This window comes from Rhodococcus sp. UYP9, from assembly GCF_040547235.1.
GTDB lineage: Bacteria > Actinomycetota > Actinomycetes > Mycobacteriales > Mycobacteriaceae > Rhodococcoides.
The window spans coordinates 290360-313871 of the sequence record NZ_JBEPPH010000003.1; the positions used below are offsets into that span (position 1 = coordinate 290360).

Genomic DNA, 23512 nt, shown 5'->3' on the forward strand with positions numbered 1-23512 from the left:
TAATCAGAGTTATGCCAAATCCGCAGCCATTCCCATCCAGCACGATGCTGGCCGGCCGTCGCGCCGTGGTCACCGGTGGAGCAGGAGGTATCGGAGCCGCGATCGCACGCACCTTCGCTTCCCACGGCGCCGATGTCCTTGTCGTGGACAACGCTCAGCTCGGGTCGCTCGAATTCGATGCAGAGGCAGGGGGCTCCCTCACCGCACTCGACTGGGACGTTCGCGAGTCCTCCGTCCTTCCCGACGTTTGCCGATTCAACCCCGACGTGCTGGTGAACAATGTCGGCCATTTTCTGCAACCACAGGGCTCGTTCGTCGAGAACGCGCCGTCGTTGTGGGACGAACTGCACGAGATCAACTTCGCGCACATCCTCCGCCTCACGCACGCGCTGCTTCCCGGCATGATCGAAGGCGGGGGCGGCTCGATAATCAACGTCACGACGGTCGAATCCCACCGAGCGATTCCGGGTCAGACCGTCTACTCCGCGTACAAGGCCGCGCTCACGCAGTTCACTCGGTCGTTGGCCGCGGAAGTCGGGCCGTCCGGGATCAGAGTCAACGCGATCGCTCCGGATCTCATCGAGTCGATCCAGGTTCCCTACGCGACGCTCGTGCCCGAAGAAGACCAGTCGCTCTGGCCCACCTGGTCACCGCTCGGCGGTCCCGGTCGGCCGGACGACGTCGCGGGTGTGGCCCTGTTCCTCGCCTCCTCACTGTCCCGTTTCGTCACCGGCGGCACTGTGCACGTCGACGGCGGCACCCACGCTGCAGGCGGCTGGGTGCCGCGTCATTCCGGCGGGTGGACCAACCGTCCGCGTAATCCCTGAACCCACCCCTTCGAAAGGCACCTCACGATGAAGATCCTGGTTATCGGCGGCACCGGCATGATCGGCGCGCACACCGCCCTCCACCTACGCCGAAGCGGTAACGACGTCACAGTGGCGGCCCGTGGGCCGCTATCGGAAAACTCGCCCGCGGCTGAGTTCCCGCTCCTCGCGGGTGATTACACAGTCCCCACCTTCACCGCAGATCAGCTCTCGGTCTTCGACGGCATCGTCTTCGCCGCGGGTCAAGACGTGCGGCACAAACCGGCGAACAGCGACGACCAACGCTTCTGGGAGGAGACTCAAAGCGTCGGCGTCCCACGCTTCGCCGCGCTCGCAAAGCAAGCTGGTGTCAAACGGTTCGTCCAAGTGGGTAGCTACTATCACCATCTTCGACCCGAGCTTGCCGCGGACAACCCCTACATCGCCGCCCGAAAGGCTGCCGACGAAGGGGCCCGCGCTCTTGCGGACGAATCATTCGTCGTCTCCACCCTCAACCCGCCATCGATCATCGGTGTCATGCCGGGCGCATCGACAGCGCGGTACCGACGGATGGTGTCGTGGGCAGCCGGAAATGAACCGGACATCCCGGACTTCGCCCCTACCGGCGGCACGAACTACATGTCTGTCGACTCTTTGGCCGAGGCGATTTGGGGAGCTCTACGCAATGCCGTTCCTGGCGCGGCATACCTGATAGGCGACCAGAATCTCTCCTATCAGCAGTTCTTCCAGATGCTCGTCGACGCTGCCGGCAGCACACGCATCATCGCCGAACGCGACGAGGCGCACCCGCTGCTACCGGACGCCGCCATCATCCAGGGACGCGGAAATACACTCGCATACGAACCCGGAGCCGAAGACATGCGCCTACTGGACTACACCCGCAACGACTGCACCCGGGCAGCTGAGAAACTGGTGGAAACGGTGCTGGCGAACTCCTAGAATCCCGCTCGTCGGACGGAATACGTCCCCATCGACCCCACCGTGCCGCTGGCGTTCGACTTGGCCTGGACTGCAACGGTATTGGCTTGGGTTCTGTTTGCAGGAACGGCATGCGACAGCGGAAACAATTCGTCTCGAGGCCGATATCGACCGCGATCGACCAGCGAGTACTTACGAAAGCTACGACCGCACAGGGTCAGTGGGACGATGGCCTACCACTGCGGGTGTCCTCGAGTCTGTTGAGACACTTCGTTGATGTTGTGCTGGGATGACCAAGGGGGTTGGGATGTCGAAGCTCGTGCGGTTGCTCGACAGTGAGATCGGTCAGCGATGGGCATGGAGTCTGCGATCGAATCGACAACGAACCGGACCTCGGCGATCGAGGCGTTGCGCGAACTGCATCGGGGTCTCGAATTGAAGGCCGCTGCGGATCTCGGCGACGCAGCTCTCGATGAACGAAGAAAATGACCGAAGCCGCACTCGGTAGCTGCCCGAAAAGCGGATCCGTCCCAGATTCGTCTGGTTCTGAGGCGGTGCTTCGGTGAGACACCGAAAGAAGATCCCTGACCGGACGGTGTCGGCCACGAACCGAGTAATCTCGAGGGCAAGGTAATCCCGTGCCCGACGGCTTCGTCCGTCGGCTCCTCCGAGTGCACGGGACACAATCGATGCATCGCTTCACCGACCCAACACCGGTCGAATCAGTGGTCGATGTCTTGACCGTTGACATCGACAACCTGGACATCGAAGACGGAGCAACCCCGCCGCCAGTTGTCGGCCTAAAAGCCGCTTTGAAGTTGAGCTTTCGCACCGCAGACGAGCCCTACGCTCGGCCTTTCCCTCGAAATCCGACTTGGGCACCCGACCGCCGGACTCTCGAATCCGGAGGGACTGTCGTGTACTGGATAAACGCCCCACAGGATCCTGAAGTACTTCTGACCGGTGACATACGCGGTGTGCTGTCAGGAACACTGCTCGGGGGCTCAACTCCGAACGAAATTCCCTTGACCATCGGCCTCGTCATCGGAATCAAGATCCGATCGCAGACATACCAGGAAGTCGAAGGCCAAGGCTGGGAGCCAATCGAGGGTTCGGACATTCTGCGGGCCGTGACGCGAAGTCCGAGGTGGTTCTACCGCGGTGAAATGCGCAGTGGGTACACCCATCGGATGGATGTCGGACTGGTATTGGATATCGCAGTTGACCGTCAATGAATGAAGGCCTCGGCAGACATTCTGGATCCGGCCTCGCTGTCCGCCGACGCCGCCCGCGTCGATGGCGTCAGGAGGGTTCTCGTGGGTGTACCTCGTGAGGTGACTGGTCGAGCTTCGGAGGATCCGAGGCGAGGAGGGTTGCGACCAGTGGGAGCACCAACACTGTAATCGCGCCTGCAGCAACGAGTATCGAGGCACTGGCCGTGGACATCTCCCCCGCGTCGACCGCTACACCGGTGACCGCGACGATGAGTGGGAGGCCGGTCGTCGCGTAGAGCGCGACGCGGAACTGCTCGCGGGTGGTGAACTTTTCCTGTCGATCCAACCTGGTTGCGATGAATACCGGAACACCCCGAATCAGGACGAGAAGAGCCAGAAACGCAAGGAGAATTCCAGGCTCCGCGAGCACCGCACCGATGTCGATCGACATCCCTGAGGTCACGAAGAAGACCGGGATCAGGAACCCGAACGCCAAGCCCTCGAGTTTGGTCTCGAGTTGTTCATCGCCGCTCGGTACGACCCGCCGCAGAATGAACCCGGCGGCAAAGGCACCGAGAATGATGTCGAGCCCGAAGATCGTAGCGATGGCGATCAGCGTGATCAGCAGCAACATCGTAAGGCGGACCGTCGTCTGTGCGGTGGTGCCGGCACCTCGACGAATCACCGCCAATAGATCGGAGCCTTCGCGAAGCAATCGCGCCGGGACGAAGCCGACGGCGACGGCTGCAGCGACGAACAGCGCGAGAATCACGATCGACTTCACGTCTCCGCGTGAACCGAGCAGGACGGCCATCGCGATCACCGGACCGAGCTCGCCGATCGCTCCGTGATTGATCACAGTGCGTCCGAGCGGTGTGTTCTGTAGACCACTGTCCTTGAGGATCGGCAGCAAGGTTCCGAGAGCCGTCGAGGTCAATGCGATGGCCACCGCGATCTCCGCGGTGGCCATACCGGATTGCCCGAGCAGAAATACCGCTCCGAATGCTGCCGCCAGACTGACCAGCCATGTGACCAGCGCTCGACGGCCCCCGCGCCCGGTGATTTCCGAGACGTCGATCTCGAAACCTGCGAGGAGAAAAAGCATGCCGAGGCCGAGCTCGCGCAGTAAGTCCACTTCGGCGCCGTCGACTGCGAGACCGAGAACGTTCGGCCCCACCAGCATTCCGAACACCAACAGAAGAACGACTTCCGGCAGTAACCGACGCGGTACGAACCCTGCCACGAGCGGCGCGAGCACCGCGATCAGTGAGATCCAGAAAAGGGATGCTCCCGCCGACGGCATGAACCGACTCTAACTCAGCTACAAGCTTGAAGTACCAGTTCCTTCACCCGAGCCGCATCGGCTTGTCCGCGAGTAGCTTTCATGACAGCACCGACGATTGCACCAGCGGCCTGCACCTTTCCGCTGCGGATCTTCTCCGCGACACCGGGATTCGCTGCCAGAGCCTCATCCACCGCGGCCTGGAGCTTCCCCTCGTCCTTCTCCACGACGAGGCCGCGGGCAGCCATGACTGCCGCGGGTTCACCTTCACCGGCGAGGACACCGTCGACGATCTGACGAGCACCGTTGTTGTTGACCTTGCCGTCTTCGACCAGTGCGGCAACCTCGGCCACCTGAGCGGGTGTGATCGCGAGTGCGCCCAATTCGATGCCGGCGATGTTGGCCTGTTGGCTCAGGTATGAGACCCACCACGAGCGCGCTGCCTGCGGTGGTGCACCAGCGTCGACCGTCGCAGCCACAAGTTCGAGTGCGCCGGAGTTGACGAGGTCTCGCATCTCTTCGTCGGAGACGCCCCAGTCGGCCTGGATCCGTGCTCGGCGCAACCACGGCAACTCTGGAAGTGTGCCGCGCAGTTCCTCGATCCACGCAGCGTCGGGCGCAACGGGCGCCAAGTCCGGCTCCGGGAAATACCGGTAGTCCTCGGCGGTCTCCTTCTTGCGACCCTTGGTCGTCGTGCCGTCCACTTCCTGGAAGTGACGCGTTTCCTGGGTGATCTCGCCGCCAGCGACAAGCACGGCGGCCTGACGGCGCATCTCGTAGCGGACCGCCACCTCCACGCTCTTGAGGGAGTTGACGTTCTTGGTCTCGGTACGCGTACCGAACTCGGTTGCTGTCTTCTCCATCAACGACACGTTGGCATCACAACGTAGTGAGCCCTGATCCATCCGGACGTCCGACACCTCGAGCGACTTCAGCAGATCGCGCAGCGCAGTCACGTACGCGCGAGCGACCTCTGGTGCACGGGCGCCGGTGCCGGTGATGGTCTTGGTGACTATTTCGACCAGCGGAACTCCGGCACGGTTGTAATCGAGCAGCGAGTGACTCGCCCCTTCGATCCGGCCGGTGGCGCCGCCGACGTGAGTGGACTTTCCGGTGTCCTCTTCCATATGAGCACGCTCGATCTCGACGCGGAAGGTGCTGCCGTCGTCGAGCAACACGTCGAGGTAGCCCTCGGTCGCGATCGGCTCGTCGTACTGGGAGATCTGATAGTTCTTGGGCTGATCGGGGTAGAAGTAGTTCTTGCGCGCGAATCTTCCCCACGGCGTGATCGAACAGTTCAAGGCCAGCCCGATGCGGATCGCAGATTCCACGGCCGCCTCGTTCACGACGGGTAACGCGCCCGGAAGACTCAGGCACACCGGGCACACCTGAGTGTTCGGCTCGGCGCCGAACGCCGTCGGGCATCCACAGAACATCTTGGTGGCTGTGCCCAACTCGACGTGAACCTCCATACCCAGTACGGGGTCGAAACGGGTCAGCACGTCGTCGTAATCGATCAGATCGACCATGGCAGCAGTCATGGACAGGAGTTTATGCGCTCGGAACATCGTGCGAGTAACCACGGGTGCCGATCGGGATCGGACGGTGAGGTATGAACACGAACAGGCGGTGCTCTATCCGAAGAACGCCGCTGCATCGATGTACCGACTCTCGGGCACTCGTTTGAGTTGCTTGACCGCCTCGGCAAGCGATACCAGACCGATTTCGGTGCCACGCGCCGATACCATCTGACCGAAATCGCCCGCATGAGCAGCGTCGACTGCATTGACCCCGAATCTTGTCGCCAGCACCCGGTCATATGGAGTGGGTGTGCCGCCGCGCTGGACATGACCCAGGACCGTGGTGCGCACTTCCTTGTTGATCCGACGCTCGATCTCCTGGCCCAGTTGGTGGGCAACTCCGGTGAACTTGACGTGTCCGAACTCGTCGATGCCGCCGTCGAGCAACGACATCGATCCTTCTTTCGGCTTGGCGCCCTCGGCGACGACGCAGATGAAATGAGAATCACCGCGCTGAAAGCGCTTACGCACCAAATCGCAGACCTCGTCGACATCGAAGGGATGCTCCGGGATCAGCGTCATGTGAGATCCCGACGCGAGACCTGCATGCAGCGCGATCCAGCCGGCGTGACGGCCCATTACTTCCACGAGCATGACCCGCTGATGGGACTCCGCGGTGCTGTGCAGACGGTCGATGGCGTCGGTGGCGATCGTCAGAGCAGTGTCGAACCCGAATGTGACATCGGTGCAGTCGATGTCGTTGTCGATGGTCTTCGGCACCCCGACGACGGGTACCCCTTCCTCCGACAACCAGTGTGCGGCAGTCAAAGTGCCCTCACCACCGATCGGGATGAGGACATCGATTCCGTTGTCCTCGAGCGTTTCCTTGATTCTGTCGAGCCCGGCCCGAAGCACATCGGGATTGGTACGCGCCGTTCCGAGCATCGTGCCGCCCTTGGTCAGCAGCCGATCGTTGCGGTCGTCGTTGCGAAGCTGGACACGCCGATTCTCGAGCAGGCCGCGCCATCCGTCCTGAAATCCCACGACGGTCGATCCGTATCGCGCATCCGCAGTGCGCACCACTGCTCTGATCACCGCATTGAGACCTGGGCAATCACCACCGCCGGTCAGAACTCCGATGCGCATAGCATTCTCGCCTCTCCTCGAATCCATACCGTCCACCGTAATCTTGCCGGTTCGTTTCCGCTTCGGCAGCACGATGGGCAACATCAGCCGGGTGTGACGACTCCAGTTTCGTAGGCGAGCACAACCGCTTGGGCTCGATCGCGCAAGTGAAGTTTGCCGAGAACTTTGCCGACGTGCGTTTTGACGGTCTGTTCCGCTACGAAGAGTGCCTCGGCGATTTCGCCGTTCGACAGGCCCTGTGCGATCAGTTCGAGGACCTCGCGTTCGCGGGGTGTGAGGACGGCCAACTTCGCCGGCTGCGATCGCAGCGAACCAAGTCTCTTGGTCACGTCTGCGATGAGCCGCCTCGTCACCGACGGCGCCAACAGAGCCTGACCGGCCGCGACGACGCGAACGCCGCGAATCAACTCCTCGGCAGGCGCATCCTTGAGCATGAACCCGCTCGCACCGACAGCCAGTGCCTCGTACACGTACTCGTCGATGTCGAACGTCGTCAACATCAAGACACGCACCGGTGGGTCATGCGAGCCGCGCAGGATCGCCCGGGCGGCCTCCAGTCCGTTCATCTGCGGCATCCGCACATCCATCAATACGACGTCGGGTCTCAGACGTTCGACTTCGGTCACCGCGGTAGCGCCGTTGTCTGCGTCGCCAACGACGCTGATGTCGGACTGCGCGGCTAGAAGTGCGCCGAATCCTTGCCGAACCATGGCCTGATCGTCGGCGATGAAAACGGTGATGGCCACAGGCGACACCCTATGCCGACCTGTCTGCCGCTGGGGCGGTGACGCGTGGCGGCAACCGCGCGACTACCTCGAATCCGCCGTCGGGAAGAATCCTTGCATCCAGCCACCCCGATGCGGCCATCGCGCGATCGCGCATACCGCGCACACCATGTCCGCCGGTGCCCGATTCGATCACCGCAGTTCCGTTGCCAGGTGCAGGTCCGTTGACGACCTCCATCGATACCGGGTCTCGGTCGTAGGTAAGCCGCACTCGAACTTCCGCCCCAGGGGCATGCCTGGCCACATTGGACAGCGATTCTTGCACGATGCGGTACAGCGCGAGACCTGCTGCATCCGACATGACCGCCGGATCTCCGGTCGATGTCCAGCTCAATCGGACCCCTGCGCGGAGGCTGCCTTCGAGCAGTGACTCGACGTCGGCCGCTCCGGGTTGCGGCGCATCCGCCGCTTGTTCCCCATCGCTTCGAAGTACCCCGAGCATTCCACGTATTTCGTTGAGCGCCTCGCGTGCGGTGGCGCCGATCGCATCGAATTCAGCTGCAGCCGAGGGTGATACATCGTCGAGACGAAAAGGTGCGGTCTGGGCTTGAACAACGACCAGCGACATGTGGTGGGCAACCACGTCGTGCAGGTCGCGTGCAATCTTGGCTTTCTCTTCCAACACTGTGCGCCGTGTCCGCTCGAGATCGTTTACTTCCTCTTGCTTCGCCAGTTGTCTACGCGAGAGGATCAGCCAGCGGATCAGCAGGCCGAAGATCGTGATCGCCGTCAGGCCCACCGCCCAGCCGATCCCGTCGGATCCGGGCATGTCGGCAACGAAAAGCAACACGGTCGACACCCAGGCGACCGCAACGATCGGCACTGCACATCGCAAGCTCACCGCGAACAGAAGAGTCAGCAAAACGATGATATGCACGACCTGCCAGGGATACTCCCACCCCGGCTGCAGCGAAAACGCGACCGGGATGATCAATCCAGAGCCTGCCGAAACAGCCCATCCCAGTGCTGGATTGGTGCGGACCGCGACAAACGGAAACGCAGCGAGCGCAGCGATGATCGGCATGATCGGGGCTGGAACCTGATGGGTGAGAGCGAGCGTCGGCCACGCCACCGCATAGAGAACGGCAGTGATCACCACGATCGCGATATCCACCAGCCGAATCGGACCGATATAGGAAACGACGCGCGCAACGGCGCCCGTCCGTGCGCCGTTCGTCCGGCGCGTTCTGAAGAGTATTTTTCTGCCCACAGGTGTGAACACTAGGAACCCTGACCCGAAAAGTCATCGTACTGAGGAGTGAGAGAGCACCAACCCCTAGGTATCAGCGCAGCGTCGACGTTCAGGTGTCGGTGTCGGGCAGAACCAGCACCGCAGGGCGAGGACGCCTGGCGCAACCCGTTCATAGCGTTCTGACTATGAAGCAAACGGCCGGGACGCCCAGCGAAACAAGACGAACGAACCACCTGGTCACGGTGGCGGCGGTGTGCGCAGCACTGGCTGCGAACGTGGCGTTCTCGGTACCAAAGGCGAGTGCCGACGCTTCATCCGGATCGACGGTGCGTACCGAAACCACGATTGCTATCGAGGCACTGACCATGCACGACGCAGCCGACGCGGCATCGAAAGTGCCGCCCGCCTTCGTCGGCGACTTCGGTTACTCCCCTACCATCGAACATGACTTGCTGGTGAATCCCGGTGGGAGCTGCTCGTCGCCGATACCGCTGCCCGATGAGTTCGAATCTGCCTGCGCAGCACATGATCTCGGCTACGATCTGCTACGCCACGGCGCGATTCACGGCAACAGGCTTCCCTCCTCTGCCCGACGAAGCCTCGATTCGAAGCTTGCAGCAGATATGCACGCCGCGTGTGCGCAGCGGACCGAAGTTCTTTCTCGGGCAGTGTGCGACGGCATGGCCGAGGTTGCCGCATCCTCGGTTCGTTTGAACTCATGGCGTCAGCACGACGGGACACCCATTCCGGAACCTGCACTACCGTTCCTGCTTGCCGGCGCTGTCGTTACCGCACTGTCGGCCGCGACGCTGGGCGCCTTGTCGCCCTGTCCTTCTCGTCGCGCCCGCCAGGCAGTGTCATCATGACCACGTCCGTCCGCCTGCGCCCCACTGCTGCACTTCGGACTGCTCCCGAGCCCCGACTCGCTGTTCCTCGCGTCGCGACATCGCTGATCGTCGGAGGCATGGTTGCAGCATCGCTTGCCCCGGGACTTCTGCCCAGGTCTTCGCTGACACAAGCACTGGTCACTGGAGTCATGGCGGCCCTCGGCCTCGGACTGTCGGCTGGACTCCACCGACTTCTCCGCCGACTCGTGCCGGTCGCCCCGCAGTGCGGAGCCCGACGTGTGGCGGCTGCGGCAAGTGTTGTCTCGGTAGCTCTCGCAGGAGTTGCCGCAGCGAGGTGGCAGAGCTCCCTGCGCTCGTCCATGGGCATGCCTGCAGCAAGCCGGTTGCATTGGGTCGAAGTACTGTGCGGTTCGGTCTCCGTCTCGGCGATTCTGATCGTGCTCTTTCTCGCGACCACTCGCGGATATCTACGCCTTGGACGAGTGAAGGCGATTGTCATGCTGACAGTCCTCCTGATCGGCTCCTACTTCATCGCGGTACCGATGGCCTTCTCCAGCCTTGCCGAACGGTCCGCTGTAGCGAATTCGCTCGTCGACATTTCCCTGCCGATTCCGAATTCGCGTTCTCGGTCCGGCAGTGCTGCATCGCTTATCACCTGGAACGATCTGGGCCGTGAAGGCCGCATTTTCGCCGCGGGCGGTACTGATATTTCGACCGTACGCGCCTACATCGGAGTCCAAGCGTCCACCGACGTCGAGGCACGCGCCGAGTTGGCAGTACGCGAGCTCGACCGCGCAGGTGGATTCGACCGCTCACACATCGTCGTCGCTGTACCGACCGGTTCCGGATGGATCGACGAGAATGCCGTCACCGGACTCGAAACACGGTTCGACGGGGACGTCGCTACCGTCGCGGCTCAGTATCACATGAACCCAGTTGGGCTACATTCCTTTTCGCACAACCGCTGGCCAAGGCGTCCGCGACGGCATTGCTCGAGGCGGTATCGCGCCGTGTCCGCGAGATACCGCTCGATGCGCGGCCGAACCTCTATCTCTACGGGCAAAGCCTCGGGTCCATCGGCGGTAGTTCGGCCGCAGCGACGCTCCAGCGAAACACTGTGCCGACGACACTGTGTGGAGCGCTGTGGGCAGGCCCACCTGCGCACGAGGTTGCCCCCGGAAATGCGGTGATGATGGCGAACACATCCGACCCGGTTCTCTGGTGGTCCACCGAGCTCGTCGGATCGAAACCAGATCTGAGCTTCGCCCGCCGCGACGCGCCGATACCGCAATGGATACCGGGCGTCAGCTTCGTCCAGACGACGGTGGACCTGTTCTCCGCACTCGGCACCCCTGCTGGGCACGGCCACCGATACGGCACCGACCAGGGAACCTCGATGCCCGGATGCTAAGAAGTCAGCCCCATACGTGCTGCGAGCCAGTCCATTTCGGCTTCCAAAGCTGGTGCCCATACGTCCATCGAGTGCCCACCGGGAAGCTCGCGAAGATGCGCGTCGACTCCGGCTACCTTCGCGGCGGCGAAAGCACGTTCGGTCTGCGGTCGAAATTCGGTATCGCCGGTCCCCACCACGAAGGCCCCTGCGCTGGAGCCGAAACAACGCTCGTCGAGAACCGTCAGCGGCGCCACGGAATCGAAGCGTCGCACCGATTCCTCACTGTTGTCGCCGAAAGCGGCCGCGATCGACTCCTCTCGCGTCCCTCGCCGCGGTTCGTCCTCACCCGAGATATCGAGAAACGTCGGATACACGGCCGGTGCGAGCACCGCAGTCTGCAGCGCGCAGGTTCCACCGTAGGAGTAACCGCCTATCGCCCACTCTCGCGGATCGGAGGCCACCTGCAGATGTCCACTCACCCACGTCGGCAGGTCGACGGACAGGTAGGTGAACGCGTTCCCGAGATCGGAATCCATGCACATGGGGTTCGCCTCGGTGTCACCGAGAGCGTCCGCGACCACCACGACCGGGGCGAGTCCGTTGTGGGCGGCGGCAAACGTATCCATCGTGCGCGCGAGGTGGCCGCCGGCCAGCCAGTCGACTACGTGTCCCGGCTGGCCGGTCAGCAGTACCAGGACCGGCAGATCGGCGCGGGGGTCCGACAAGTAAGCGGGAGGGAAGTAGATCGACGCTGGGCGTGCGGAGAAACCCGATGCGGTGCCGGGAATATCCGCTTCGATGACATTGCCGTGATCGGGCAGGGCGTCGGACCCTCGCCAAGTAATGGACTGTTGCCACGCATCCTCGAGTGGTCGGCTCTCGACCACCGAGGATGCCGGCTTCTCCAGCGCGGATAACTCAGCCGCGACTACCGGTGGATGGCCCAGCGCCGCCGCCAGTGTGGGGTACTCGAAGGTGTGCACGTTCAATTGAGCTGCAGTAGCCAGGACGACGAGGACTGCAGCAGCGAGTCCGGCCGCACCGATCGCGGTATCTCCGGTGCGAACGAAACCGCCCCCTCCGCGACCGAGGCGAACCCACAGCAAGACCGCCACCATCATCACGGCCGCTATCGCCGCGACCGTCGCTATCGAGACGAACTGACCCTCGATACGTAGATGAACCACGTTATGTGCGAAACCACGCGGCCACGACCTCATGATCGCGTTACTTCAGCGGGCCGCGAGCAACCTCGTATGCCGCACCGATCCGGTAGAGGCGATCGTCGGCGAATGCCGGTGCCATGATCTGCAAGCCGACAGGCAACCCGTCCTCGGCCGCCAGACCCGAAGGCACGGACATTGCGCAGTGGCCGGCAAGGTTGGTCGGCAACGTGCACAGGTCGTTGAGGTACATCGCGATCGGATCGTTCACCTTGTCCCCCAACGGGAACGCTGTCGTCGGTGTCGTCGGCGACAGCAGCACGTCCACCTTCTCGTAGGCGGCGTCGAAGTCCCGCGCGATGAGAGTGCGGACCTTGAGTGCCTGACCGTAGTACTCGTCGTAGTACCCGGCGGACAACGCGTAGGTACCGATCATGATGCGACGCTTGACTTCTGCGCCGAATCCTTCGGCGCGCGTGATGGCCATGACCTGATCGGCACTGTTACTTCCGTCGTCACCAGCGCGGGCGCCATATCGCATACCGTCGAAACGGGCAAGGTTCGAGGACACCTCGGAAGGCAGAATCAGGTAGTACGCGGCGAGGGCATGCACGAAACTGGGGCACGACACCTCGACCACCTCGGCACCGAGACCGGTCAAAGTTGCCACGGCGGCATCGAAGGAGGAGATGACACCGGATTGATAACTGTCGGAGTGCAATTCCTTCACGACGCCGACACGAACACCGGAAAGGTCCCCTCGGGCACCTTCGCGTGCTGCCGCAACGACCGACGGCACAACGGTGTCGACCGAGGTGGAATCGCGTGGGTCGTGCCCAGCGATGACCTCGTGCAGCAATGCGGTGTCCAGAACTGTGCGCCCGCAGGGGCCGCCCTGATCGAGCGAGGACGCGCAGGCGATGAGCCCGTAGCGAGACACCGTGCCGTACGTCGGCTTGGTGCCGACCGTGCCGGTAAGGGCAGCGGGCTGACGAATCGAACCGCCGGTGTCCGTGCCGATGGCGAGCGGGGCTTGGTACGAGGCCAGCGCTGCCGCGCTTCCGCCTCCGGAGCCACCCGGGATGCGTGTGGTGTCCCACGGGTTCTTGGTCGGTCCGTAGGCCGAGTTCTCGGTGGACGAGCCCATCGCGAATTCGTCCATGTTGGTCTTGCCCAACAATGGGATACCCGCGGCCCGAAGCTTGGAGGTGACCGTCGAATCGTAGGGAGAGATCCATCCCTCGAGAATTTTCGACGCAGCCGTCGTCGGCATATCGGTCGTGGTGAACACGTCCTTGAGCGCAAGCGGCACCCCGGCGAGCGCGGATGCGGGCGCATCCCCGGCAGCGAGCGAAGCATCGACCTCTTTGGCGGATACCAAGGCACCGGCTCCGGCGACATGAAGGAATGCGTGGAACTCACCGTCGACCTTGTCGATACGGTCCAGGTGAGCCTGCGTCACCTCCACTGCCGAGACTTCACGAGAGTGAATACGCGACGCCAGTTCGGAGGCGTCGAGAGCAGTCAGATCGGTCATTCGTTCTCTCCCAGAATCTGCGGGACGGCGAACCGATTCCCCTCTGCGTTGGGCGCACTCGACAACGCTTGCTCGGGGGTAAGACCCGGCACGATCACGTCCGGTCGCGTCACGTTGGTGATAGCACTGGGATTGGCCGTCGGTGGGACGTCGTCCGCCGCAACCTCCGCGACCGTCTTCACGTAGTGAAGAATCGAATCCAGCTGGCCGGCGAACTCGTCCAATTCGGCTTCGCTGAGAGCCAGCCGGGACAGCCGGGCGAGGTGAGCCACCTCGTCGCGGGAGATATCAGGCACCGCGTAGACCCCTTTCACACAAGTCAAGAGCAAGCCGCACAGGTACGCGACCGTGTGCAAGCGTAGTAGCTGACCATCCAGTCGTCGCATTCAGCGTTCACTCTCCTCGGTCGACACCGCGGTATATGTCGCCCCGGTTACGTGCGGGGCTGCAGTTCGACCTCAGATCCAAGACAGTGCGAGGATTGCGCGCGGCGCTGTACAGATGCGGCGCATCGGGTCGGTTAAGTTCCGATAGCTGACGGCACCGAACTCTTCCGCCACACGCCACCGAAAGGCTGCGACATGTCGTACCTGCTCCGCGTCCAACTGCCCGATCGACCAGGCAGTCTCGGTGCACTCGCAGTCGCGTTGGGTTCCGTCGGCGCGGACATCCTGTCCCTCGACGTGATCGAACGGGGCGACGGCTACGCGGTGGACGACCTCGTCGTGGAGGTGGCGCCCGGATCTCTGCCGGACACGTTGATCACTGCTTCGGAGAATGTGACCGATGTCCGAGTCGACTCCATCAGGCCGTACACCGGAGTGCTGGACACCCACCGTGAACTGGAACTCATCGACCGCGTCGCAGCGGCGTCCGACGATCGACTTCAGGTACTCGTCGACGGCGCACCACGAGTATTGCGCGTCGGGTGGAGCGTCGTGGTGGCGACGAACAAACACGGATCGTTTCGAGTCGTCGGCAGCTCGGGCGCCCCCGAAACCCACGCCACCGAGATGCCCTGGATGCCGCTCACACGTCCGGCAAGCCTCGACGGCGATGCCGATTGGGTCCCCAAGGTGTGGCGAGACATGGACACGACACTGGCTGCCGCGCCGCTGGGCTCGACCGGAACAGTATTGATGCTCGGACGCCCCGGCGGTCCAGAGTTCAGGCCGTCGGAAGTAGCCCGCCTCGGATATTTGGCCGGCATCGTCGCCACTGTTCTGAACTAGATCGTCCGTCCTACTCCGGTTCGGCCGGCCGGACAGCGTCGGGCCCCTCGGTGAGCAGCGTCGTGAACCCCGCTTCGTCCAACACCGGCACCCCCAGCTCGACGGCTTTGTCGTGCTTGGTTCCAGGTGCCTCTCCGACAACGACGAATGCAGTCTTCTTCGACACCGAGCCGGCTGCCTTGCCGCCGCGAACGAGGATCGCTTCCTTTGCCTCGTCGCGCGAGTACTTCTCGAGCGATCCGGTCACGACGATCGAGAGTCCTTCGAGGTTGCGCACTATCGAGGAATCTCGTTCGTCTTCCATCCGCACACCTGCCGCACGCCATTTGTCGACGATCTCGCGATGCCAGGGCACCGAGAACCATTCCGACACCGCCGTCGCGATCGTGTTACCGACGCCGTCGACAGCGGCCAATTCCTCTTGGGAGGCGGCCTCTATTCGGTCGAGGCTGCCGAACTCACCTGCGAGCGCTCGAGCGGCCGACGGGCCTACGTGTCGGATCGACAGGCTGACCAGTACCCGCCACAGCGGACGATCTTTCGCGGAATCGAGATTGTCCAACAACCGGCGTCCATTGGCGGACAACAGGCCCGCCTTGGTTCGGAAGATCGAGGTCTTCAACAGATCCTCTTCCGTCAACGAGAAGATATCTCCCTCGTCGAGAACCACCTCCGCCGCGAGCAAATCCGACGCGGCCTCGTATCCCAGACCTTCGATGTCGAAACGGCCACGCTCGGCGACGAAGAACAACCGTTCGCGTCGTTGGCCGGGGCAGAACTGCGAGTTGGGACACCGCAGATCGGCATCGCCCTCCTTGGCGGGTGCCAGAAGCGTGCCGCACTCGGGGCAATGCGTCGGCATGACGAACTCGGTTTCCTCACCGGTACGGGCATCCACCACCGGGCCGAGCACCTCGGGAATGACCTCGCCCGCCTTACGGATCACGACGGTATCCCCGATCAAGATGCCTTTGCGCTTGACCTCGGAACCGTTGTGCAAGGTCGCCAACGACACGGTCGATCCGGCGACCAGCACCGGTTTCATGTAGGCGAACGGAGTGACCCGGCCGGTTCGACCGACGCTCACCCTGATGTCGAGGAGCGTCGTGGTGACCTCCTCGGGCGGATACTTGAACGCAATCGCCCATCTCGGCGCACGTGAAGTAGTACCGAGTCGGCGGTGCAGACCCATGTCGTCGATCTTGACCACGAGCCCGTCGACTTCGTGTTCGACGTCGTGCCGGTGCTCGTCCCAGTAGGCCACTCGCTCCACGACAGCGTCGATCCCCTGAACGCGTGTCGTATGAACGGAGACGGGCAACCCCCAGGCCTTCAACGCCTCGTACGCGTGCAATTGCGAATCGGGCGAGAATCCTTCCATTCGTCCGAGGCCGTGGCAGATCATCCCCAGCCGACGTTTGGAAGTGATAGCCGGATTCTTCTGTCGTAAGGAGCCGGCAGCGGAATTCCGAGGATTGGCGAAGGGCGGCTTACCTTCCTCGACCAGTGATGCATTGAGCGCCCGGAAATCCTCGAGACGGAAGAAGACTTCGCCGCGGACCTCGAGGAACGCCGGGATCGGGTGGTCCGCGGTGGCCACGAGAGTCTCCGGTATGTCCTCGATCGTTCGAGCATTGAGGGTGACGTCCTCACCGGTACGACCATCACCGCGGGTAGCGCCGCGAACCAGTTTTCCGTTCTCGTACACGAGATCGAGCGCGACGCCGTCGATCTTTACTTCGGTCAGGTAATGGAGATTCGGGCCGGCTTCCGCTTCGACTCTCTTCGCCCAGGTGCGAAGCTCTTCGTAGTCGAATACATTGTCCAGACTCAACATTCGCTCGGGATGATCGACTGCCGTGAAGTCGGTGGCGAATCCTCCGCCGACCAGTTGCGTCGGCGAATCAGGGGTCCGAAGATCTGGATGCGCTTGCTCGAGTTCGGTCAGTTCCCGCAGCAGAACATCGAACTCACCGTCGGAGATGATCGGCGAATCGCGGACGTAGTACCGAAACTGGTGGCCTCGAACTTCCTCGGCCAGGGCCTGCCACCGTTCACGATCGGCGCCCGAGGCAGGAGTGCCCGCCGACTCCCCCGCCGGATTGTCGATCGAACGCTCGGCAGCAGAACGCGGTACAGCAGTCGTTTCGTCCACCCCGAAAGATTAACGGACCCGACCGACACCGTTGACGACGTCGGCGCACCGAAAGCGCTACAGGGAGTCGGGCGCATCCTGAAAGGCGTCTGCGACGTCCTTCGCCAGAGCCAGCGCAGTGCGAGCCCACTCGGGCGTCGCCTCCGCAAGACCGCACGCAGGTACTACCGACATCTGCGTCGCGAGCACGGACCGCGGAAACCCGAGCCGGTCGACGAGCGTCACCGCAGGTGTCGCCACCTCACGCCATTTCGGTGTCCGATCCGGGGCGACAGCGGGCACCAACCCCAACATCAACGTTTTTCCGGCCTGCAGAAACTCACCCACAGAATCGAGATCGCGTGATCGCAGCAAGGAGACGTCGACTGCCGCGGCCTGCGCAGCACTCCGACGAATCAACTCGAGCGGAGCGGCAGGAGCGCAACAATGGACGGCAACCGGGAGGCCGATACCAGCTATGACGGTGTCGAGCAGATCCAGCGCGTCGGGCTCCGGCATAGCGCGCACCGAATCCAGCATCGTCACCCCACTCAGTGAACCTTCCAGCACCGCAGGAAGACTCGGCTCGTCGAGTTGGACGACTACCTCGACGCCGAGGCGCGAGGATATCTCCGCACAGTGTTGCCGGACCCCCTCTGCCAGCGATCCAGCGAAGTCGCGCACCGCACCACGGTCGGTCAGCACGCGATGGGCCGACCGAAGCTCCACCTGCGCAGCCATGGTGAACGGGCCGGCGACCTGAATTTTCAACCGGCGGTCCGAGGACGCGAAACCACCCGTCTCCCAAAGCTCTTCGAGAATATCGAGATCCTCGCGCAGTAGGTCCGCAGCACGCCGTCCGGTGAGCGACTTACGCTGAGCAACACGGTAACCCGAAGTTCGGACATCCAGTTCGATGTCCGCCATGATGGCACCGGTACGACCGATCATGTCGGCTCCGATGCCACGGGCTGGGAGTTCTACGAGATGAGGCAGAACCGGTAGCTCCCCGAGCACGACGGCGCAGGCTTCACGAACGTCGACACCGGGCCACGATCCGATACCGGTCGAGAGGGAGCTGAAAACGCCCGCGGTCACACGTTCTCGGAACGAGTACCGGAGATCGTGGAGCTCCCGATCACGATGTCTCCCTCCATATCCCGGCGATACAGAACGGCAGCCTGTCCCCGCGCAACGCCAGTGAGCGGTGCACGAAGAGCAATGTCCATGCCACCGTCGGCGGTGGCCTCGGCTACGGCGTCGGTCAGGCCGCCGTGCGCACGAACCTGCACGACGCACTCGATCGGCCCGATCGGCGCGGTTCCCTGCGTCCATACCGCGCGCTCTCCGGTGATGCCCCAGACATCCAGCCGCGTCGCCGATCCTACGATCACGTTGCCACTCTCGGCTTCGATCGCCGTCACGTAGCGCGGCTTCCCGTCTGCTGCAGGTCCCTCGACACCCAGGCCCTTGCGCTGCCCGATGGTGAATCCATGTATTCCGTCGTGGTCGGCCAGCTCGGCGCCGGTGTCGGCGTCGACGACCTTGCCCGGCCTGATTCCGATCGTGGCACCGAGGAATGCTCGGGTGTCACCCGAGGGAATGAAGCAGATGTCGTGGCTGTCCGGCTTGTCGGCGACAGCGAGTCCCCGCTCGGCCGCTTCGGCGCGGATCTCCGACTTCGGTGTGTCGCCGATCGGGAACATCGCGCGAGAGAGTTGGCTCTCGGTGAGAACGGCAAGTACATACGACTGGTCTTTGTCGGCATCGACCGCTCGACGCAGGACACCATCGTGCAGTTGCGCATAGTGACCGGTTGCGACGGCGTCGAAGCCGAGTGCCAGTGCGCGGTCGGCCAGCGCAGAGAACTTGATCTTCTCGTTGCAGCGCAAGCACGGATTGGGAGTCTCGCCTGCGGCATAGGATTCGATGAAGTCGTCGATGACGTCTTCTTTGAATCGGTCGGCGAAATCCCAGACGTAGAACGGGATTCCGAGGACGTCTGCAGCGCGGCGTGCATCACCGGCGTCCTCCTTCGAGCAGCACCCACGTGAGCCCGTGCGAAGCGTCCCGGGCTCGCTGGACAATGCCAGATGTACACCGACGACATCGTGTCCGTCGTCGACGGCCCGAGCCGCCGCCACCGCCGAATCGACTCCGCCGCTCATTGCTGCCAAAATACGCATCAGCGATGTCCTCCCCGAGCTCCTACGCTCGCAAGTCCCGCAGCGCGGGCACGTTCGATTACCTGAGGCAAAGCCGCCAGGAGGGCGTCGATGTCACTGTCGGAAGACCCGGCTCCCAACGAGAACCGCAACGACCCCCGCGCAGTCGACGGGTCCGCCCCCATCGCTATCAACACATGACTGGCGCTTGCAACGCCTGCCGTGCACGCAGACCCCGTCGAGCATTCGATCCCGGCGGCATCGAGCAGCATCAACAGCGAATCGCCCTCGCAACCAGGAAATGTGAAATGTGCAATACCTGCCAGGCCACCTTCGCCTGCGGCGCCGTTGACAATCACATCGGGATCGATCGCGCGGACCCCGGCGATCATGCGATCGCGCAGCCGGGACAGTTCTTCGTGCTGCCGCTCACGATTGTCGACGGCCTCCCTCAGCGCTGCAGCCATGGCGACGATAGAGGCTGTGTCGTGGGTGCCCGATCGAACGTCACGTTCGTGGCCGCCACCGTGCAACAGCGGAACGCAGGGGACGGTCCGGCCGAGCAGCAACGCTCCGACGCCCTGCGGGCCACCGAATTTATGCGCCGCGATACTGAGCGCGGACAGCCCGCTGTCAGCGAAGTCGACCTGCAGATGTGGAACTGCCTGAATGGCGTCACTGTGCATCGGCACATCGAATTCGCGAGCAACACGTGCGAGAGCTCGGATCGGCATGATGGTGCCGACTTCGTTGTTCGCCCACATGACGGTGACCAGCGCCGTCTCACTCGCGCTTACATCGAGTTCGGCGCGAAGTACGTCGGGATGCACGCATCCCGACTCGTCGACCGGCAGCCACGTCACCTGAGCGCCCTCGTGCGCAACGAGCCACTCCACCGCGTCGAGCACGGCGTGGTGCTCCACGGATGAGGCGATGATCCTGGTACGACGGGAGTCTTCGTCGCGTCGGGCAGTGAAGATTCCCTTCACAGCGAGGTTGTCGCTCTCGGTGCCACCTGAGGTGAAGATCACTTCCGAAGGCCGCGCGCCGAGGTCTGCAGCGATCGATTCACGAGACTCCTCGACACGGCGTCTGGCCGCACGGCCCGAGCCATGCAAGGACGACGCGTTGCCGACGGTAGCGAAAGCAGCAGTCATCGCCTCGATCGCGGCGGCGGACATCGGTGTCGTCGCTGCGTGATCGAGGTAGACGGGAGGACTCGTCGAGTTGATAGCAGCCGAACTGCGGGCAGAAGGCATAACGATTACCAGGATAGCGGGTCCTCGCCGTTGCCCTTTGCACGCGATACCGGGACCGGAGTGCGTCACCTGCGCGTGAACGTGGCCTTCGGATCGATGTCCACGCGCTCATTTATTGGATGAAGGCGCCGGTCGTGCACGTCATCGGCCCTGACCGAGTCCTCACATCGACGCGCGAGGTCGCGTCGGTCGTGTCCTGGGGCCTGCGGGGCGACCAATGCGACCTCCGCCACTATGCCCCTCAACCGAAAAATACGTCCGATCGACCGACCGATGGTCTCGTCCCCGACGAAGCACGTCGACGTCGTCGTCCGATCGCGAAAGCTGTCGACATATCGCAGCCGAACCGGCTGCACCCAGGTCTCGGTATCGATCGCGGCTTGGAACATGGCGGGCCGGAACGATCCGTAGGCGAGACCGCACCACGTCGTCCCCTCGGGAAAAACGATGACCGAGCCACCGTCGCGCAGCGTGGCCGATACCTGATCGACTGTCCCGGGAAGCGCGCGAAGCCTTCCTCGATCGATGGGAATCACCTTCATCGACCGCGCCAGGAGCCCGAGGACGGGCCAGTCGACCAGATCTCCCCGAGCGACGAATCTGGCGGGGCGAATCGCGGTCAACACCAGGATGTCGGTCCAGGAGACATGGCCTGCGACCACCAGCGAACCGTTCCGCGTGCGCGAGGCCTCTCGGTCGGATCGAAGATCCTCCACTCGGAGACCGATGCCGACCGCCGCCAACAACACTCTCGCGCCGATTATCGCTGCGCCGCTTCGGACACGTGGCCAGAACAGACCGATCAGAATCAACAGCGGCACCAATCCGATGGCGAACAATGCCGATGCGGCGCGCACCACCACTCCGATCCGCCGGATGGACTCCGCGCTGCGCGGAATGCAGCGGTCTCCGCACGGACTCGACGGCATCCACGAGTGCTCGCTCACGCGCTCGACTTCCTCTCGAACGATTCCGCAGCGCTACGAAGCCGGTCCAGGTAGCGCGTATTCGCTTGCTGCAGACCGAGGAGCGCAACAAAATCGGCAACTGCGAATGCCGGATCATGAGCGGGTTCCCCGCATACCGTGGCGCCGAGCCTCAGGTAGCCCTTCAACAGCGGCGGAATCGAGATCCGGACAGGGCTCGCTATGTCGTCGAGCGATCTTCCCTCGACGACCACGGGGTTGTATGGCACAGCCCGCCGATCGAGCGGGGATCCATGCCGATCGAGGAGGAAGTCACGCACCCCACGAATGTTCGCACCGGGCAGTTCCGCATCCCCGCACTGCATGGGTACCGACACACAACCCATCACCGATTCCAGCCCGGTGACCTCGAGATAGTGCAGAATTCCGGCCCACATCAAACCCAGAACGGATCCCGATCTGTGGTCGGGATGCACGACGGCTCGGCCCATTTCGACGACCCTGGCGCCCACCGGGTCCAGCGCGGTGATGTCGAACTCGGTCGCGGTGTAGTACCCACCAGCCCGGATCGCAGCGTCGGGAGGGAGCATTCGATAGCACCCGACGAAGGAGTCGCTCCGATTGTCGCGGACGAGTATGTGGTCGCAGTGTTCATCGAATCGGTCGAAGTCGCGTCCATCGGAATTACTCGGCATTCGAAAGCCCGGTTCGGAGGCAAACACGTCGTAGCGAAGGCGCTGCGCGGCTTCGCGGTGGTCTTTGTCGGTTTCCATCACCACCGTGTATCGGTCGGTGACGGGAGCGGTCGAGAGGTGCAAATTCATGACTGAGGTGGCCATGATGCTGTGTCTAACGACTGGGTGCGGCGTCAGCGCATCCAGCAGGTAACGCGTCCGAAGCCGTTGTGTGAACTGCTTCTTCTGTGAACAGGTCGTCATAGAAGAATGTCCCCGCAGTCGCGAGGACGGCGGGGACATTCTTCGGCAATTACAGAGCCTGTCAGCCCTTGTGCTTCTTCACTGCGTCCTTGAGCTGCGGTGCAACGTTGAACAGGTCGCCCACGATGCCGTAGTCGGCAATCTCGAAGATCGGTGCCTCTTCGTCCTTGTTGATCGCGACGATCGTCTTCGAAGTCTGCATGCCCGCGCGGTGCTGGATGGCACCGGAAATTCCGAGAGCGATGTAGAGCTGCGGTGAGACGGTCTTGCCCGTCTGGCCGACCTGGAACTGGCCCGGGTAGTAGCCGGAGTCGACCGCTGCGCGCGATGCGCCGACGGCGGCACCGAGCGAATCGGCCAGTTCTTCGATGACGCTGAACTTGTCTGCGCTACCGACGCCACGGCCACCGGAGACGACAACCTTCGCCTCGGTCAGTTCCGGACGGTCGCCGCCGACGATCGGGTCACGCGAGGTGACCTTGGTCACGCCCTCTTCCTGAGCTGGTACCTCGACGGCCTCGCGGGTGCCTGCGCCGGCCTTCGGCTCGGCTTCGATTGCACCCGGGCGAACCGAGATGACGGGAACGTCGCCGTTGGCCTTGGCCTCGACGGTGAACGCGCCACCGAAGATGGAGTACACGGCGCTGCCGTCACCGTTCACGGCGACGACGTCGGAGTGCAGCCCGGATCCCAGGCGTGCAGCCAGGCGGCCTGCAACCTCTTTGCCCTCGGCACTGGCCGCAGTGATGATCGCTGCCGGGCTCACGGACTCCGCGAGGCTCGACAGGACATCGATCTTCGGTGTGAGAAGGAAGCCGTCGATGTCCTCGGACTCGGCGGCGTAGATCTTCTCGGCACCGGCCTCTGCCAGTGCGTCGGCCAGCTTGTCGGTAGTGCCGGCCGGACCGGTTACGACTGCCGACGGCTCACCGAGTGCGCGTGCCGCGGTGATGAGCTCGAGACTGACCTTCTTGAGCGTTCCCTCTGCGTGCTCGACGAGCACAAGTACTTCTGCCATTTCTTGCTCTCCTCT

Annotated in this window: 21 protein-coding genes and 1 pseudogene; 7 read left to right on the top strand and 15 right to left on the bottom strand. The window is 63.2% G+C overall.

Annotated elements, in window-relative coordinates:
* Positions 1-11: 11 nt before the first annotated feature.
* From ABIB36_RS11080 to ABIB36_RS11095, 4 genes are all read left to right on the top strand, one after another.
* The gene (locus ABIB36_RS11080; RefSeq protein WP_354559466.1) at positions 12-827 is read left to right on the top strand and encodes an SDR family NAD(P)-dependent oxidoreductase; all 816 of its coding nucleotides are present in this window, start codon (positions 12-14) and stop codon (positions 825-827) included.
* 27 nt (positions 828-854) lie between these two features.
* Entirely contained in the window at positions 855-1766 is a 912-nt protein-coding gene (locus tag ABIB36_RS11085; protein ID WP_354559464.1) for an NAD-dependent epimerase/dehydratase family protein, read from the top strand.
* 336 nt (positions 1767-2102) lie between these two features.
* Complete coding sequence (locus tag ABIB36_RS11090; protein WP_354559462.1) at positions 2103-2234, top strand: hypothetical protein; 132 nt, start codon at positions 2103-2105, stop codon at positions 2232-2234.
* A 149-nt stretch (positions 2235-2383) separates the two neighbouring features.
* Positions 2384-2980, top strand: a complete 597-nt coding sequence (locus tag ABIB36_RS11095) for a hypothetical protein (protein ID WP_354559460.1) — start codon at positions 2384-2386, stop codon at positions 2978-2980.
* A 67-nt stretch (positions 2981-3047) separates the two neighbouring features.
* Here ABIB36_RS11095 and ABIB36_RS11100 read toward each other — a convergent pair whose 3' ends face one another.
* The 5 genes from ABIB36_RS11100 to ABIB36_RS11120 form a co-directional block, all read right to left on the bottom strand.
* Positions 3048-4262 carry a cation:proton antiporter gene (locus ABIB36_RS11100; RefSeq protein ID WP_354559458.1) on the bottom strand — a complete coding sequence of 405 codons (1215 nt, stop codon included), beginning with the start codon at positions 4260-4262 and terminating at the stop codon, positions 3048-3050.
* Between the two features lie 14 nt (positions 4263-4276).
* Complete coding sequence (gatB, locus tag ABIB36_RS11105; RefSeq protein ID WP_084348534.1) at positions 4277-5782, bottom strand: Asp-tRNA(Asn)/Glu-tRNA(Gln) amidotransferase subunit GatB; 1506 nt, start codon at positions 5780-5782, stop codon at positions 4277-4279.
* Between the two features lie 93 nt (positions 5783-5875).
* A complete protein-coding gene (locus ABIB36_RS11110) occupies positions 5876-6907 on the bottom strand; it encodes an ATP-dependent 6-phosphofructokinase (RefSeq protein ID WP_084348930.1) in 1032 nt (343 codons plus the stop codon).
* Positions 6908-6990: 83 nt separating this feature from the next.
* Entirely contained in the window at positions 6991-7653 is a 663-nt protein-coding gene (locus ABIB36_RS11115; RefSeq protein ID WP_354559456.1) for a response regulator, read from the bottom strand.
* A gap of 10 nt (positions 7654-7663) precedes the next feature.
* The gene (locus tag ABIB36_RS11120; protein WP_256895946.1) at positions 7664-8824 is read right to left on the bottom strand and encodes a sensor histidine kinase; all 1161 of its coding nucleotides are present in this window, start codon (positions 8822-8824) and stop codon (positions 7664-7666) included.
* 245 nt (positions 8825-9069) lie between these two features.
* On the opposite strand from ABIB36_RS11120, the gene ABIB36_RS11125 reads away from it, so the two are divergent.
* On the top strand, positions 9070-9750 hold the full coding sequence (locus ABIB36_RS11125) for a phospholipase A2 (protein ID WP_143542225.1): 681 nt from the start codon (positions 9070-9072) through the stop codon (positions 9748-9750).
* 170 nt (positions 9751-9920) lie between these two features.
* Positions 9921-11143 (top strand): annotated as a pseudogene (locus ABIB36_RS11130) (alpha/beta-hydrolase family protein).
* Here ABIB36_RS11130 and ABIB36_RS11135 read toward each other — a convergent pair.
* The 3 genes from ABIB36_RS11135 to gatC are packed head-to-tail and all read right to left on the bottom strand — an operon-like array spanning position 11140 to position 14121.
* Positions 11140-12345, bottom strand: a complete 1206-nt coding sequence (locus ABIB36_RS11135) for an alpha/beta hydrolase (RefSeq protein WP_354559454.1) — start codon at positions 12343-12345, stop codon at positions 11140-11142. The pseudogene ABIB36_RS11130 and the gene ABIB36_RS11135 sit on opposite strands and share 4 nt — an antisense overlap.
* 7 nt (positions 12346-12352) lie before the next feature.
* Positions 12353-13825: an Asp-tRNA(Asn)/Glu-tRNA(Gln) amidotransferase subunit GatA gene (gene gatA, locus ABIB36_RS11140; protein WP_354559452.1), complete on the bottom strand. Its 1473-nt coding sequence runs from the start codon at positions 13823-13825 to the stop codon at positions 12353-12355.
* The gene (gatC, locus tag ABIB36_RS11145; RefSeq protein WP_084348927.1) at positions 13822-14121 is read right to left on the bottom strand and encodes an Asp-tRNA(Asn)/Glu-tRNA(Gln) amidotransferase subunit GatC; all 300 of its coding nucleotides are present in this window, start codon (positions 14119-14121) and stop codon (positions 13822-13824) included. Before gatC ends, gatA begins: the two co-directional genes overlap by 4 nt.
* Positions 14122-14406: 285 nt before the next feature.
* Between gatC and ABIB36_RS11150 the strand changes: the two genes are divergently transcribed.
* Entirely contained in the window at positions 14407-15057 is a 651-nt protein-coding gene (locus ABIB36_RS11150; RefSeq protein ID WP_084348528.1) for an ACT domain-containing protein, read from the top strand.
* A 10-nt stretch (positions 15058-15067) separates the two neighbouring features.
* On the opposite strand, the gene ligA is transcribed toward ABIB36_RS11150, so the two are convergent.
* From ligA to ABIB36_RS11185, 7 genes are all read right to left on the bottom strand, one after another.
* Positions 15068-17167: an NAD-dependent DNA ligase LigA gene (ligA, locus tag ABIB36_RS11155; RefSeq protein ID WP_354559704.1), complete on the bottom strand. Its 2100-nt coding sequence runs from the start codon at positions 17165-17167 to the stop codon at positions 15068-15070.
* Between the two features lie 102 nt (positions 17168-17269).
* Entirely contained in the window at positions 17270-18289 is a 1020-nt protein-coding gene (locus ABIB36_RS11160) for a methionine synthase (RefSeq protein WP_354559449.1), read from the bottom strand.
* A complete protein-coding gene (mnmA, locus tag ABIB36_RS11165; RefSeq protein ID WP_354559447.1) occupies positions 18286-19377 on the bottom strand; it encodes a tRNA 2-thiouridine(34) synthase MnmA in 1092 nt (363 codons plus the stop codon). Before mnmA ends, ABIB36_RS11160 begins: the two co-directional genes overlap by 4 nt.
* Positions 19377-20615, bottom strand: coding sequence for a cysteine desulfurase family protein (locus tag ABIB36_RS11170; RefSeq protein ID WP_354559445.1), 1239 nt, complete (start codon positions 20613-20615; stop codon positions 19377-19379). The genes mnmA and ABIB36_RS11170 overlap by 1 nt, the downstream gene beginning before the upstream one ends.
* 65 nt (positions 20616-20680) lie before the next feature.
* Positions 20681-21562 carry a lysophospholipid acyltransferase family protein gene (locus tag ABIB36_RS11175; protein ID WP_354559443.1) on the bottom strand — a complete coding sequence of 294 codons (882 nt, stop codon included), beginning with the start codon at positions 21560-21562 and terminating at the stop codon, positions 20681-20683.
* Positions 21559-22380, bottom strand: a complete 822-nt coding sequence (locus tag ABIB36_RS11180; RefSeq protein ID WP_354559442.1) for a GNAT family N-acetyltransferase — start codon at positions 22378-22380, stop codon at positions 21559-21561. Before ABIB36_RS11180 ends, ABIB36_RS11175 begins: the two co-directional genes overlap by 4 nt.
* 160 nt (positions 22381-22540) lie before the next feature.
* Positions 22541-23497, bottom strand: a complete 957-nt coding sequence (locus tag ABIB36_RS11185) for an electron transfer flavoprotein subunit alpha/FixB family protein (RefSeq protein WP_084348523.1) — start codon at positions 23495-23497, stop codon at positions 22541-22543.
* Positions 23498-23512: the final 15 nt, after the last annotated feature.